The following is a 14,320-nucleotide window of genomic DNA, read 5'->3' as shown; positions in this document are numbered from 1 at the left end:
TCGTTCTCCTGTTGTGGCTCGGCTTACATCGTTTCCGCGAACAGTTCGCGGCCAATCAGCATGCGGCGGATTTCGCTCGTGCCCGCGCCGATTTCATACAGCTTCGCGTCGCGCCACAAACGTCCGACCGGATACTCGTTGATATAACCATTGCCGCCGAGAATCTGGATCGCTTCGCCGGCCATCCACGTGGCCTTTTCGGCCGTGTACAGAATCACGCCCGCGCAGTCCTTGCGAACCTGGCGCGCGTGCCCGTTGCCCAGCGTATCCAGTTGACGGCCCACCGCGTACAGATACGCGCGGCACGCCTGCAATGTGGTGTACAGATCGGCGACCTTGCCTTGAATCAGCTGGAATTCGCCGATCGACTGGCCGAACTGTTTGCGGTCGTGGATGTACGGCACGACGGCGTCCATCACCGCGACCATGATGCCGGTCGGGCCGCCAGCAAGCACCGCGCGCTCGTAGTCGAGGCCGCTCATCAGTACTTTCACGCCGCCGTTCAATTGACCGAGAATGTTCTCCTGCGGCACTTCGACGTCCTGAAACACGAGTTCGCCGGTATGCGAGCCGCGCATGCCGAGCTTGTCGAGCTTCTGCGCAACCGAGAAACCCTTCATGCCCTTTTCGACGATAAACGCGGTAATGCCGCGCGAATTCGCTTCGACATCGGTTTTCGCATAGACGACGAGCGTGTCGCAATCCGGGCCATTGGTGATCCACATCTTCGTGCCGTTGAGCACATAGTGGTCGCCCTTCCTGTCAGCACGCAGCTTCATGCTGACCACATCCGAGCCCGCGTTCGGCTCGCTCATGGCAAGCGCGCCGACGTGTTCGCCCGACACGAGTTTCGGCAAGTACTTCTGCTTTTGCGCCTCGGTGCCGTTGCGATGAATCTGGTTCACGCAGAGGTTGGAATGCGCACCGTATGAGAGGCCGACCGACGCCGACGCGCGCGAGATTTCTTCCATCGCGACCATATGCGCGGTGTAGCCCATGTTCGCGCCGCCATATTCTTCCGAGACCGTCATGCCGAGCACGCCGAGATCGCCGAATTTGCGCCACAGGTCCATCGGGAACTGGTCCGTGCGATCGATTTCGGCGGCACGCGGCGCGATTTCTTTCGCAGCGAATCCCGCGATGCTGTCACGCAGCATTTCGATTTCTTCACCGAGCGGGAATTGCAAGCCGGGCAGGTTGCTCATTGCTGTGTCTCCAGAGTTCGTTGGCGGCCGGTCAATCACGCCGGCGACGTTCAAGGCGAATTTCACGCCAGATTTACGTAAGCGTCAAGCGGTATTTTTGAGTCATACTCAGAAATCGTTTAATCTGGCTACGCACTACGTGCACTGTGCTAGCATCCGATCAAACAAGCCGCGCACGGTCAATCCCTCTCCAAAACTTGACTTTTACTCATATGACGGTTGCTCTCAAGGCCGAATTGCCCGCCTCGCGCCGCCAGCCGGCCGGGCGCAAGTCGCAGCAACGCGTGAAAGAGATTCTCGAGGCGGGGCGCGCCGTGTTCGCCGAAAAGGGTTTCGAGCGCGCGACCACGGCGGAAATCGCGCAGCGTCTGGGCATTTCCGAAGCCACCGTTTTCAGCTATTTCCGCGGAAAACGCGAGTTGTGCGCGCGCGTGATCGGCGACTGGTACGACGAGATCATCGGCGCAATCGAGTCCGGATTGCCGCGCGACGGCAGCGTGCGCCAGCAGTTCGCGTTCATCGTGCGCACGCATTTGCGGCTCATGCTCGTGAACGGCACTGACCTGTGCGCGCTCGTGCTCTCAGAAGGACGCGCGCGCCACCACGAACTGAGCGAAGCGCTGACCGAATTGCAGCGCCGCTACACCGCACCGCTAATGCGCGTATTGGCGAAAGGCCAGAAAAGCGGCGAGATCCGCACGGACATGCCTTTGCGCCTATTGCGCTCGATGGTGTTCGGTCCCATGGAGCACGTGCTCTGGGACGCGACACTCGCGAACCAGCGTATCGACATCGACGCCACGGCGGATCAGTTGATCGACGTGTTGTGGGCTGCCTTGACGCCGCCCGATCTCGCGGTGAATGCATTGCAGCAATTCAGAGTGGAAGTCGCCGAGGCGAACCGGCGTTTCGAGGAGGCTGCCCGTCGAATCGGCGCTGATGCGGCGACTCGTTCATCCCACGAAGCGGGCAGCGAATAGCGGGCCGCTTTCGCTTTCTTCATGCTGGCCGCAGGTTCTGCCTGGTGCTGAAAAAGACGCTAATCTACCGGTCTACCGGTATGTGAAGCGCAGCCCAAAGGAGAACATGAGGTGACGGATACCCAGCCCGCAAAAACCGCAAAAGCCGCAAAAACCACAAGCGCCGCCAAAGCCGCGAAAGCCGCGAAAGCAAAAGCCGGCAACATCAGGGTCGGAATTGGCGGCTGGACTTATGCGCCGTGGCGCGGCACGTTCTATCCCGACGATCTCACGCAAAGCCGCGAACTCGACTACGCGAGCCGCCAACTCAGTTCAATCGAAATCAACGGCACGTTTTACGGATTGCAAAAGCCGGCGAGCTATGAAAAGTGGTTTGAGCAAACGCCGGAGAACTTCGTCTTTTCATTGAAAGCGCCGCGTTACGCGACCAATCGTAAAGTACTCGCGGACGCGGGCGAGACGATCGAACGCTTCTTTGCAAGCGGCGTCCTGCTGCTCAAGCAGAAACTGGGCCCCATTAACTGGCAGTTCGCGCCCACCAAAAAGTTCGACAAGGAAGACTTCGAGGCCTTTCTGAAGCTGCTGCCCGCGAGCATCGAAGGGCTGAAGCTCAGACATGCAATCGAGGTGCGCAACGAGAGTTTCCAAACGCCGGAATTCATCGCGCTCGCTCGCCAATACCAAGTCGCGATCGTCGTGGCCGGCGACAGCGACTATCCGCAAATCGCCGACATCACCGCGCCGTTCGTGTATGCACGCATCATGGGCACGACGGACAAGCAGGCCCAGGGCTATTCGACGAAGGCACTCGACGCATGGGCCGAACGCGCCCGTCAACTGGCCGCGGGGACGACGCCGGGCGACCTGCAAACTTACGCCACATCGCCCGCGAAAACAGCCGCATGCGATGTCTATCTGTACGTGATCAGCGGCTTTAAGGAACGCAATCCCGCAGCGGCAATGGCCTTGATGAAACGTCTTTGAGCCGCGGCGTTTCTGTAGTATTTCCAGGGCATTTCCGGCGCGTTTTCACTGGACACGCCCGAGTGTCATAATCCCGGCAGCGAATCACACGCCATCCACCCACATTCAAGGCCGAGAGGCCGGCTCACACCAAAAGACCGGGAGAATATTTTGAGCGCCATCGACAATCCTTCGCACGACCAGGAAGTCGGCTCAGCCGATGCCACCCAGGACACCACGCGCATCGACGACGTCCGCATCGGCGCGGTACGTCCGCTGATTTCCCCCGCTCTTCTGCAGGACGAATTGCCTGTGCCGCCCGCGGTTCAATCGCTGGTGGAAAAAACCCGCGTGGAAATCGCCGACATTTTGCATGGGCGCGACGACCGGCTCGTCATGATCGTGGGTCCATGCTCGATTCACGATCACGACCAGGCCATGGAGTACGCGCACAAACTGAAGGTCGCCGCCGACGCCTACAAAGACGACCTGCTGATCATCATGCGCGTGTACTTCGAAAAGCCGCGCACCACGGTCGGCTGGAAAGGCTATATCAACGATCCGCGTCTGGACGGAAGCTTCCGCATCAACGAGGGCCTGCGTCTTGCGCGGCAATTGCTGCTCGACATCAACGGCCTCGGCTTGTCGACCGCCACCGAATTTCTCGACCTGTTGAGCCCGCAGTACATTGCCGATCTGGTTGCGTGGGGCGCGATCGGTGCGCGCACAACCGAAAGCCAGAGCCACCGGCAACTGGCGTCGGGCCTCAGTTGTCCGATCGGTTTCAAGAACGGCACGGACGGCGGCGTGCAGATCGCCGCCGACGCCATCGTGGCCGCGCGAGCAAGCCATGCGTTCATGGGCATGACGAAGATGGGCATGGCCGCCATCTTCGAAACGCGCGGCAACGACGACGCTCACGTGATTCTGCGCGGCGGCAAGAAAGGGCCGAATTACGATAGCGCATCAGTCGCGGCCACGTGCGCGGCGCTCAAATCAGCGGGCCTGCGCGAACAGGTGATGATCGACTGCTCGCACGCGAACTCGGGCAAATCGCATTTGCGTCAATTGGATGTGGCTCAGGATCTGGCGCAGCAACTTTCCGCTCGCGAGCGCCGCATTATCGGCGTCATGCTTGAAAGTCATCTGGAAGAAGGCCGTCAGGATCTGAAGGCCGGAGAGCCGTTGCGTTACGGCGTATCGATCACGGATGCCTGCGTTAGCTGGGCCCAAACCGAGCCGGTGCTCGAAACCCTGGCCGAGGCAACCCGCAAGCGCCGCGCGGGCTGATTGCGAACGCGGCTTCAATGGCATCAGGCTCACGCCGGGCGGGCTTGAAAAAAGCCGGCACACGCGCCGCGCCATCCGCCGATGGGTTCTTCTTGTCGGGGCTGGGCAGCGCGTGATTCCTCACACCCGAGGCATCGCTCGCGCCGCGCCATGACAGCGCATTGCGGACGCTCCGGTGCGAAGCGCGTTGCATTACGACGCGTTGACGGCTTCCTTGAATGCCTTGCCTGCGGTGAACTTCACCGTCTTGGCTGCGGCGATCTGGATCTCGGCGCCCGTCGACGGATTGCGGCCCACGCGAGCTGCACGCGCGCCGGTCGAGAAAGAACCGAAACCGACCAGTTGCACCGTATCGCCACCGACCACGGCCTTGGTCACCGCTTCAACGATAGCGTCGATGGTTTGGCCAGTGGCCGCTTTGCTTTCGCCGGTTGCTGCGGCGACTGCATCAATCAGTTCCTGTTTGTTCATAGCACTTCCCGTATGGTAATCATGGAACCGGCGCTACATCTGTCGCGCCGGGACCGACACACTAACGCATAGGCGCGCTTTCGCGCAAACCCTGCGTGTAAGCCTTGTATCACCCGCCCACAGGCGATTTGACGATTTTCTTGGCCAAAGTGCCATTAGAATCGCGCGCTTACGTATTTCCCCCATTGATGCGCCGCGCGCCGCGCATCACAATCCGTTGCAATTTCAGTGCTTTAGCGCGGGCAAAACGGCTCTCCGGCGGATTTTCTACCCGGTTGGAGTCACTGGAGAAAGTCCCGGCATTCGCCTTGCGTGGCGCAATGTCAGGCAGCAAACGGGAGAAAGAAAAAGTGAAATTTCGCCATATTGCAACAGCGGCGCTCGTTGCGGCAGCCCTGTGCGCAACTGCTTCAGCCGACGAAAATGCCTGCGCGACACTCGTCGGCGCGAGCCAATCCGCCCCTTCTCAGGGCTTTCAGGTTCGTGACGGCGAGCCCGTCGATCTTGTCAGCGGCGCGAAAACGGTGCACGGAAAGCTGCTCGTTTTCGGCGATAACGGCGTATTCCGCGCTTACTGGCAGCCCGCTAACAGCCCCGAAAAATATGTGTTGGCGAATGCTGGGGAGAATGCAGTGCGTCTCGTGGCCACGCCGCCGCAAGGCAGTCCGGCCACGCATGGCGAACCCGGCACGACGCTCGGACCGCTGCGCGTGCTCTCCTGTCCGGCTCTGTGAGCGGCGCTTCGCGTGGTCAAACTTACTGGCGACTTGTGGGCACGCGCGGGCCCAGTCCGGCGCACAGGTCGTTCTTACCGCCGGCCGTGTTGAGGCGCTTCATGCACTGGAGCCTCAAGCTTCTTCTGGCAACTGCCGTTATACCGGGCTGCCCATGCGGCGCAAACGTTAAGGGACGGGAATGGTTGGCTTAGCCGGATTGAGGGAAGCGTTGTCTGTTGCCGAAGGGGACCCCGAACTCGTGCGTTCGCAGGTCCAGGCGTTCGGCCGCCAGATTCCTCTGCTCTACTTCATCCTGATCGTGAATACGATGGCCGTCGCGATCACGCATCTGCACAGTGCGCCGGCGTGGATGTCCATCTACATTCCCGGCGTTCTTTGCATGTTGTGCATCGTGCGATGCGCGCGATGGTGGCGTAGCCGGCATCACGTGCTGACTCACGACAAGGCCGTTCCCGAGCTACGCCGGCTCATTTGGGTCGCCGGCATTTTCGGCGTTGCATTCACAACCTGGTCGCTGATGCTGTTGCCGTACGGCACCGCGTACGAACAGGCACAAGTGGCGTTTTACATGGCGACCACGGTGGTGGGCTGCGTATTCTGCCTGATGCATTTGCGCGGGGCCGCATTGCTTTTGCTATCCATAGTGATCCTAAGCTTCGCAACGTTCCTCGTCTTCACGGGCTCGCCGGTTTTCATCGCGATGGCGATCGACATGACGCTCGTCGGGCTCGCGCTGGCGTTCATCATCGAACTGTATTACCGCTCGTTTGCCGGCGTCGTGCATGTGCAGCGCGACTTGCAGGCGAGTCAGGAAAAAACTCAACGGCTCAGCGACGAGAACTTCCGCCTCGCGAGCATCGACAGCCTCACGGATCTGCCCAACCGCCGCAGCTTCTTCGCCTCGCTGCGCGCGCTGTCCGAACAAGCGCTCGGCAACGGCGGCGGCTTTAACGTCGGGCTGATCGATCTCGACGGCTTCAAGCAGGTCAACGATATTTACGGCCACGCGAGCGGCGACCTCGTGCTCCAGGAAGTCGGCTTGCGGCTGCTTTCGCTTGCCGAGCCGGGCATTTTCTTCGCACGTCTTGGCGGCGACGAATTCGGCGTGCTCGCGCAAGACCGGCAATCGAACCACGCGCTCCTCGAACTGGGCGAGCGCATTTGCGACGTGCTCAGCCAGCCTTATCGTGTCGCAGGCAATATCGCGGAACTGTCGGGCACGATCGGCTGGGCCGCGTTTCCCGATGCGGGACGAACCGTCACGCAAGTATTCGAACGCGCGGACGCGGCGCTTTACGTCGGTAAGGAAAGCCGCCGCGGCACCGCCGTGATTTTCTCGACGGAGCACGAGACACGCATCCGGCGCTCCAGTCTCGTCACGCAGGAATTGCGTCACGCCGAACTGGAAACAGAGCTCTTTCTGGAGTTTCAGCCAATTGCCGATGTCGTCACCCAACGCCCTATCGCCTTCGAAGCGCTCGGGCGTTGGCACAATCCGCGGCTTGGCGCCGTCAAGCCAGAGGAATTCATTCGGATTGCAGAACGAACGGAAGTCATCTTGCGCGTAACCGAAGTGCTGTTACGCAAAGCGCTTGCCGAAGTCTCGCATTGGCCGTCCGACCTCTATCTGTCATTCAATCTTTCCGCCATCGACATCTCGACGTCCGCGCGCGCGCGCCGCCTGATCGATATTGTCGCGGCGAGCGGCGTGCCGCCGCATCGCGTCTCGTTTGAAATCACCGAGACCGCGGTGACGCGCGACTTCGAACAGGCGCGCTCGGCGCTCACCATGATCAAGCAAGCAGGCTGCCGCGTTTCGCTCGACGACTTCGGCACCGGCTATTCGAGTCTCAGCTACGTGCACCGTCTGCCCTTCGACTCGATCAAGATCGACCGCAGTTTCATGACCGACGTGGACTCCAACAGCGCGTCGAAGAAGATCGTCAAGTCGGTGCTCGATCTGTGCAAGAACCTCGGACTCGAATGCGTGGTGGAAGGACTCGAAACCGCCTCGCAGGCAGAAGTGGTCAAGGCACTGGGCGCACGCGCGGTGCAAGGCTATCTGTTTAGCCGGCCCATGCGTTCCGGCGCCGTTGCCGCTTATTTGAAATCGACGCCGGAGTGGAGTCAGGCAACCGAGACTTCGCGGTAAGTTCTTCACCTGCCGTTAAGCGGCGCAGTGTCGTACTGGAGCTTCGGATACCAGTCGCGGCCGCGACCGCCGGGCGTCATGTCGAGTACCGTCCAGATTGGCATGACATCAGGTGCGCCGCGCGGGTCCTGGCCCGGATCGGAAGTCCACGGGCCCATTTCCTCGGCCCAAAAGTGCCGTACTGTATTGCCGTTTCGTGTGAAGACATTGAACGCGGGAACGTCGTCGCCATTGGGATCTTCGCCCGCGTAGTCTCGATTGAATGTATTGGCCGCAGAAGAATACAGCCGCAGATGCCGCCAGCCGCGCTCTTTCTTGAAGGCCACGAGCTTTTCCATCGGCGAGCGGCCAATCACCGCGAACGCGACGCGCTGCAACATGTCGGGCATTTCGCCATCGTAGGCGCTGAGCAGCGATGTGCACATCGGGCACGGCCGCTCGCGCCGCGGCCCGAACATCCAGTTATACGTGACGAGCGTGTTGTACGCGCCGAACATGTCGGACAGTGTGACGGGCCCGGCTTCGCTGTCGAAACGATAGTCCTCAGGTACGACACCGCCAGGCGGCAATGCGCGCCGCTGCGCGGCCACCCTTTCTATATGGCGGCGCAACTCGATTTCTTCAGCGAGCAGATCGTTGCGCGCACGACGATATTCAGCGCTTTCGCCGGGAAAACGGCGCGGCGAGTCGGCCAGTTCACGGGCCGGCTTGAGTGCCTGTGTGGAATCGTTCAGTTCGGTCATCAGCCATCTCCTTGCGAGGAAATAGGACAAAGGCGCCCGATGCGCTATACGCGTCGCCGCCCACATCGACACGACGAATGAAGCAATGGCAAATCGACATCGCGCGTGAACAATTTTGCGCGGCGTTTATCGACACGTTTATCGACACGTTTATCGACGCGTTTATCGACGCGTTTATCGGCACGTTTTGCGCACTGCAACGAAGCGCCGCGACGCGTTTGCCGTGCGCGTCGCGGTATGCTGTCGCGCAACAGCACGCACGCGAACGCCGCGCGCGATGCGCCGTTATAGGGGATGCACCATGCCGCTACGTTTGCCGCCTCTGCCCGCGCTCCGTTTTTTCGAAGCAGCCGGCAGGCATCAAAGTTTCAAGCTCGCCGCCGCAGAATTGAATGTGACGCCGAGTGCCGTCAGTCACGGCATTGTCGGTCTCGAACGGACGCTCGGCGTCGAACTGTTCGTGCGCGAGCCGCGCGGCATTTCGCTGACTGTCGCCGGCGCGGACTATCTATCCTACGTGTCCGAAGCGTTTTCGCTCATCGCCGTCGGCACGCAGCGTCTGCCGAATCATCGCGCGGATCGCCCTATCGCGCTGAGTTGCGCGCCGACGTTTGCGTCGCGCTGGTTGCTGCCGCGCTTGCAGCAATTCCGCTCGCGTTGGCCGCAGGTGAATGTGACCGTCGATACATCGCATCGTCAAGTTGGCTTTCCGGTGGACGGATTCGACTTCGCCATTCGCCTGAGCCGCGCGCCGGTGGCGGGAACCGCGTGGACTCGCCTGTTTGGCGAGCAATTCGTGCCGGTGTGCAGCGCGGCTTATCTGGACACTTTGCGCGACGAACATGGCATTCCGTCATTGCGCAAAGCGACGCTGATTCACGTGAATGCCGCGAGTGAAGACTGGCAAGCGTGGCTGGAGGCAACCGGTGCAGAGGGCATCGATCCGGGCGACGGCCTGCGCGTCGATACGATCCAGCTTGCATTCGAAGCCGCGTGCATGGGTCTGGGCGTCGCGCTCGGTCGAAAGCCGCTGGTGGACCGCGACTTCGCGAGCGGCGCGCTAGTCGAGGCAAGTTCCGACACCATCGCCTCGGCCGGCGCATATTGGCTCGTCAGCGCGGAAACCGCGGAGCGTCGGCCAGAACTGCTCGACTTCAGACGATGGATACTCAGCGAAGCCGCGCAGTCTTCACCCGACACGAACATTGCGTTGCAGGCCGCGCAATAGCGCTTACGGATAGTCGCTGAATCGCGAGACCGGTTCTTCCACCGTCGAAGCTGGCGTATAACCCGGCACATTCTCGCGAAACTGATTCAGCAATCCGTTAACGCCTAACGACCCGCAATCGGCGTCGTACTGAATGCCAAACAAACGCGCAATCAGGCGATGCGCGGTCATGTCGTCATTGACGCGTGCAACGCTGACGACATTGCGCGCGAGCGGCCATTGTCCCGAGACAATGAACAGTTCCAGTTTCAGATCGGCACATGGTTCTGACCTCAAGCGCTTTTCAGAACCTCCGCGCTGTATCCGCTGCATTGCATAGGTGAGCCGTGCTCACCTATCGTCAAAAAGTTTTCTTTTGCCGCTTCTGATACTCGCTGCGACCATTGCGTCGAAGGAGATCAGAACCATGTCGACCGCCAACAGCAAGCGCTTTACTCCAGCATTCAATCACACGACCCTGGTGATTCTCGCCGCCGCGCTCGTCCTCAGCGCGGCAATGGGCATCCGGCAAACCTTCGGGTTATTCATTGGCCCATTTTCATTCGATCGCGGTTTGCCGGTGACGCTGATCGCCTTCGCGATTGCACTGCACAATCTGGTGTGGGGCTTCGCCCAACCGTTCGCGGGCGCGGCCGCCGATCGCTATGGCGCCGCACCGGTCGTCGCTTTCGGTGCGACGACATTCGCGGCGGGACTCGGGATTGCAGCCGCTGCGCCGGGCGCGCCGATGTTGATAGTCGGCATGGGTTTGCTGGTCGGCATTGGCGTGAGCTGCACCACGTTCGGCGTGGTATTGCCCGCGGTAGGGCGCATTGCCTCGCCGGAAAAGCGCAGCATGGCGATGGGCCTTGTCAGCGCCGGCGGATCAGCCGGACAGGTATTGATGGTCCCGCTCGTGCAAGGCATCAGGCTCCATGCGGGCATTGCCACATCGCTCTTCGCGCTGGCTTTCCTGATGCTCTTGGTCGCGCCGCTCGGCATCGTGCTCGACCGTCGCGCGCAGTCGGGCGCGGTGCATCAGGAAGCGCCGCTTGCGCCGCTGCGCAACGTGCTTGCCGAAGCCGCGCGGCATCGCGGATACCGGTTGCTGACGCTCGGCTTCTTCACGTGCGGGTTTCAGCTCGCATTCATCGCGACGCATTTGCCGGGCTATCTGTCGCTCTGTCATATGCCGCTCGGACTCGGCGCCACCGCGCTTGCGCTGATCGGTTTGTTCAACATGATCGGCAGTTGGGCATGCGGCTGGCTGGGCGGCCGGTTCCGGCAGCATCACGTGCTCGGTTGGCTTTATCTGATTCGCAGCGTGACCATCGGCGCATTCTTTCTGCTGCCGAAAAGTGCCATGACGGTCGTCATATTCGCAGCCGTCATGGGCCTGACCTGGCTCGGCACGGTCCCACTCACGAGCGGACTCGTGGCGAAAGTATTCGGCACGCGGCACTTGGGCACCCTATTCGGCGTGTGCTTTCTAAGCCATCAAATCGGTTCGTTTCTCGGCGCATGGTTGGGCGGCCTCGTCTTCGATCTGACCGGCTCCTATTCGCTGCTGTGGGAAGCCACGGTAGCGAGCGGACTCATTGCCGCCCTGCTGCACTTTCCTATCGACGACACCGTGCTGCGCACGCCCGCATCACACCCGCACACGGCGAGCGCGTGAACACAAAAAGCCCTATTTTTGCGGCGTATTCGCAGCGGCTTTCGGCACGCGGCCCATCAGATAGAACTCGTCGTTGGGACGCATCGAAATGACATTGGCCATGCGATTCGACAAACCGAAGAACGCGGTGATCGCGGCGATGTCCCAGATGTCTTCGTCTGAAAATCCGTGCTCGCGCAACGTTTGAAAGTCGGCCTCATCGACCGTGCCGGATTCGCGGCACACCTTCAGCGCAAAGTCGAGCATGGCCTTTTGCCGCTCAGTGATGTCCGCCTTGCGATGATTGACGGCAACCTGATCGGCAAGCAGCGGCGCCTTTTCATAAATGCGCAGAATCGCGCCGTGCGCGACGACGCAATAGAGGCAATCGTTCACCGCGCTGGTGGCGACCACGATCATTTCGCGCTCGCCCTTCGTGAGGCCGCCTTCTTTCAGCATCAACGCGTCGTGATAGGCGAAAAACGCGCGGAATTCGTCGGGCCGATGTGCGAGCGTGAGAAAAACGTTCGGTACGAATCCGGCCTTCTGCTGCACTTCGAGAATGCGCGCGCTGATGTCCTCGGGCCATTCGCCCGGCTCGGGAACGGGGTAGCGGCTGATCGGCTGTAGATTTGTCATGCTGTCTCTCCGTTTTGCGTTTCAACTGAAGACGATTGTAGCGCTGACGCAATCACGCGCTTTCCGAACGCGCGGCAATCCGGTATTTTCCATCGATTCACTCCCGATCAGCGAGCGGATTCATGGACCGTCTGGAAGCAATGTCGATTTTCGTAGCCGCCGCCGAAACCGGCAGCTTCTCCTCTGCGAGCCGCAAGCTGCGTACGCCGCTGCCGACCGTGAGCCGCAAAGTCGCGGAACTCGAAGTGCATCTGAACGCGCGGCTTCTCGTGCGCTCCACGCGCAAGCTCACGCTAACGGACGCGGGCGTGGCCTATCTCGCCGCGTGCAAACAGATTCTCGAACAGGTCGGCGAAGCCGAAAACGCCGCAGCGGGCGAATACAGCACGCCGCGCGGCGAGCTGGTTGTGACCGCTCCCGTTGTGTTTGGGCGGCTGCATGTGCTGCCCGTCGTCAACGAGTTCCTTGCCACGTTCCCCGAAATCGCCGTGCGGCTCGTGCTCGCGGACCGCAATCTGCATCTGCTCGACGAACATATCGACGTCGCGCTGCGCATCGGCAATCTGCCCGATAGCAGCATGGTTGCCACTCAGGTCGGCACAGTGAATCGCGTGATTTGCGCGAGTCCGCACTATCTCGCCGAGCACGGTGAACCTGTTACGCCCGCCGATCTCGCGCGCTTCGCGTGCGTGAATTTCGATTCGTTGCCTTCTGGTCCTGTGTGGAATTTCGCGGCAATGGCTGCGCCGCAGCAAGCGGTGTCGATTCGCCCGCGACTGTCGGTCAATACGGCGGAAGCGGCCATCGACGCCGCCATCGCCGGCGTGGGCGTGACCAGCGTGCTGTCCTATCAGGTGGCGCGCGCCGTCGATGAAGGAAAGCTGAAACTGCTGTTGCGCGACTACGAACCGGAGCCGGTGCCCGTGAGCGTCATGCACGCAGGGCAAGGAAGATTGCCCCTGAAAACACGCAGTTTTATAGACTTCGCACTGCCGCGTTTGCGCGCGGCATTGGCGGGACAGAACGACAAGCCGGGCGTAAAGGGCACGCCACGCACCAGACAAAAACAGGCAACGTCGAGCCGATAAAGCACTGTAGAAGGTCCGACAACGACGCCGCTATCGTCTAGACTTTGCATCACGGCGCGCCTCTATGCCAACCGACGCGCGACACGCCAAGCTGATTCGGCCGATTGCAAAGGAGCCGTTATGTCGAACGTTTCGCACGACGCACGCGCAACCGTCGTCAAGGTGCGCCCCGACAAGGCAATGGCGACGATGCAGCGATTGCCGTATTTCGTCGGTATTTCCGCGGCCACGGCGGGGGCCACCGGCTTGTCGATGTACATGGTCGTCGTGCCGCCCGGCGGCCACGCGGAGCCACACTCTCACGCCGGTTATGAAACGGCGATTTACATCCTCGAAGGCCGAGTGGAGACGCGCTATGGCCCCGGCTTGCGCGAGTCCGTGATTACCGAGGCCGGCGACTTTCTCTTCATTGCGCCTGGCGTGCCGCATCAACCGTTCAATCTGGATCAAACCGTTGCGGCGCGCGCGATCGTGGCGCGCAATCTGGCGGACGAGTATGAACCCGTCGTGCCCTATGATCCCGCCGTGGACGCGTAGCGCGAAGTTCCTGCCCTGTACAAGTTGCAATCCCGTGTAAAAACCGGCAATACATACACGTTGCGCGCGCCCGCTCGATTCTCTCGCCCGGCGAGCGCTGGAGCGTTACTGCTTATCCACGCGGATGGTTCATTGCTTGCGAGTTCACATCTAAGTAAATGACGGCAGCGCCTCGCCGTGCACATGCACCATGTTGCGACCGCGTCAATGGCGCCGTCACGCCCTCGCACACTATCGGGAGATGTCAGTCATGCGTAAAGCGGACCGGATGCAACGCATCGAGGAAATCCAGTTGGCGCTCGCCAGCGCCTTCGAATCGCCGAAATCGCCGAGCGTGATGACCTACGACGAAGGCTCCACGCTTTACGTGCAATTGTCGTGGGTTATCGAATCGCGCGGCGACACGACACTCGATGCGCGCTGCGTCGCGACCCTCAAATTTTCGCAGACGCAAATCGACTCGTACACGGAGATGCACACCGCAAAGCGCAGAATGATTCAGGAGCGCCTTAAGGCCGCCGTGCGGAAGCGCTTCGGCGAAATGCAAAACCCGCCCGCGCGCGAAGGCGACTGTGCGATCGAAATGAACGTCGACGACAGCCTCTTCAACGTACCCGACGAGCCTTACTCGCTCGCGCCATAAATGAACGG

At 61.0% G+C, this 14,320-nt stretch carries 14 protein-coding genes and 1 pseudogene; 10 read left to right on the top strand and 5 right to left on the bottom strand.

The features are described from left to right. Nucleotides 1-23: 23 nt before the first annotated feature. Entirely contained in the window at nucleotides 24-1,205 is a 1,182-nt protein-coding gene (locus VOM14_RS02925; protein WP_327627152.1) for an isovaleryl-CoA dehydrogenase, read from the bottom strand. 212 nt (nucleotides 1,206-1,417) lie between these two features. On the opposite strand from VOM14_RS02925, the gene VOM14_RS02920 reads away from it, so the two are divergent. The 3 genes from VOM14_RS02920 to VOM14_RS02910 all read left to right on the top strand — a co-directional run bounded on the left by VOM14_RS02920 (nucleotide 1,418) and on the right by VOM14_RS02910 (nucleotide 4,438). Then, nucleotides 1,418-2,185 carry a TetR/AcrR family transcriptional regulator gene (locus VOM14_RS02920; protein ID WP_327627151.1) on the top strand — a complete coding sequence of 256 codons (768 nt, stop codon included), beginning with the start codon at nucleotides 1,418-1,420 and terminating at the stop codon, nucleotides 2,183-2,185. Nucleotides 2,186-2,296: 111 nt separating this feature from the next. After that, the gene (locus tag VOM14_RS02915) at nucleotides 2,297-3,169 is read left to right on the top strand and encodes a DUF72 domain-containing protein (protein WP_442955510.1); all 873 of its coding nucleotides are present in this window, start codon (nucleotides 2,297-2,299) and stop codon (nucleotides 3,167-3,169) included. Nucleotides 3,170-3,319: 150 nt separating this feature from the next. Then, a complete protein-coding gene (locus tag VOM14_RS02910; protein ID WP_327627150.1) occupies nucleotides 3,320-4,438 on the top strand; it encodes a 3-deoxy-7-phosphoheptulonate synthase in 1,119 nt (372 codons plus the stop codon). A gap of 192 nt (nucleotides 4,439-4,630) precedes the next feature. Here the strand turns inward: VOM14_RS02910 and VOM14_RS02905 are convergent, their stop codons facing one another. Further along, entirely contained in the window at nucleotides 4,631-4,909 is a 279-nt protein-coding gene (locus VOM14_RS02905) for an HU family DNA-binding protein (RefSeq protein ID WP_006049832.1), read from the bottom strand. A gap of 350 nt (nucleotides 4,910-5,259) precedes the next feature. Here VOM14_RS02905 and VOM14_RS02900 point away from each other — a divergent pair, with 350 nt between their 5' ends. Together VOM14_RS02900 and VOM14_RS02895 are read left to right on the top strand one after the other, a co-directional pair. Then, complete coding sequence (locus VOM14_RS02900; protein WP_327627418.1) at nucleotides 5,260-5,643, top strand: hypothetical protein; 384 nt, start codon at nucleotides 5,260-5,262, stop codon at nucleotides 5,641-5,643. A 181-nt stretch (nucleotides 5,644-5,824) separates the two neighbouring features. Continuing rightward, complete coding sequence (locus tag VOM14_RS02895; protein ID WP_327627149.1) at nucleotides 5,825-7,798, top strand: putative bifunctional diguanylate cyclase/phosphodiesterase; 1,974 nt, start codon at nucleotides 5,825-5,827, stop codon at nucleotides 7,796-7,798. Nucleotides 7,799-7,803: 5 nt separating this feature from the next. Here the strand turns inward: VOM14_RS02895 and VOM14_RS02890 are convergent, their stop codons facing one another. Beyond that, complete coding sequence (locus VOM14_RS02890) at nucleotides 7,804-8,541, bottom strand: DUF899 family protein (RefSeq protein WP_327627148.1); 738 nt, start codon at nucleotides 8,539-8,541, stop codon at nucleotides 7,804-7,806. Between the two features lie 301 nt (nucleotides 8,542-8,842). Here VOM14_RS02890 and VOM14_RS02885 point away from each other — a divergent pair, with 301 nt between their 5' ends. Beyond that, nucleotides 8,843-9,769: a LysR substrate-binding domain-containing protein gene (locus tag VOM14_RS02885; protein ID WP_327627147.1), complete on the top strand. Its 927-nt coding sequence runs from the start codon at nucleotides 8,843-8,845 to the stop codon at nucleotides 9,767-9,769. 3 nt (nucleotides 9,770-9,772) lie between these two features. On the opposite strand, the pseudogene VOM14_RS02880 reads toward VOM14_RS02885, so the two are convergent. After that, nucleotides 9,773-10,006, bottom strand: a pseudogene (locus VOM14_RS02880) (LPS-assembly protein LptD); the annotation flags it as partial. A gap of 169 nt (nucleotides 10,007-10,175) precedes the next feature. On the opposite strand from VOM14_RS02880, the gene VOM14_RS02875 reads away from it, so the two are divergent. Continuing rightward, nucleotides 10,176-11,426: an MFS transporter gene (locus VOM14_RS02875; protein WP_327627146.1), complete on the top strand. Its 1,251-nt coding sequence runs from the start codon at nucleotides 10,176-10,178 to the stop codon at nucleotides 11,424-11,426. Between the two features lie 12 nt (nucleotides 11,427-11,438). Here the strand turns inward: VOM14_RS02875 and VOM14_RS02870 are convergent, their stop codons facing one another. Beyond that, nucleotides 11,439-12,044, bottom strand: coding sequence for a peroxidase-related enzyme (locus VOM14_RS02870; protein ID WP_327627145.1), 606 nt, complete (start codon nucleotides 12,042-12,044; stop codon nucleotides 11,439-11,441). 122 nt (nucleotides 12,045-12,166) lie between these two features. Between VOM14_RS02870 and VOM14_RS02865 the strand changes: the two genes are divergently transcribed. The 3 genes from VOM14_RS02865 (at nucleotide 12,167) to VOM14_RS02855 (ending at nucleotide 14,312) form a co-directional block, all read left to right on the top strand. After that, a complete protein-coding gene (locus VOM14_RS02865) occupies nucleotides 12,167-13,132 on the top strand; it encodes a LysR family transcriptional regulator (protein ID WP_327627144.1) in 966 nt (321 codons plus the stop codon). A gap of 120 nt (nucleotides 13,133-13,252) precedes the next feature. After that, nucleotides 13,253-13,669, top strand: coding sequence for a cupin domain-containing protein (locus VOM14_RS02860; RefSeq protein WP_327627143.1), 417 nt, complete (start codon nucleotides 13,253-13,255; stop codon nucleotides 13,667-13,669). Between the two features lie 250 nt (nucleotides 13,670-13,919). After that, on the top strand, nucleotides 13,920-14,312 hold the full coding sequence (locus tag VOM14_RS02855) for a hypothetical protein (protein WP_327627142.1): 393 nt from the start codon (nucleotides 13,920-13,922) through the stop codon (nucleotides 14,310-14,312). The last annotated feature ends 8 nt before the right edge of the window (nucleotides 14,313-14,320 follow it).

Source organism: Paraburkholderia sp. MPAMCS5 (genome assembly GCF_036016995.1).
Lineage (GTDB): Bacteria > Pseudomonadota > Gammaproteobacteria > Burkholderiales > Burkholderiaceae > Paraburkholderia.
Note: the sequence above shows the minus strand (reverse complement) of the source record. Positions and strands in the feature narration are given on the sequence as shown.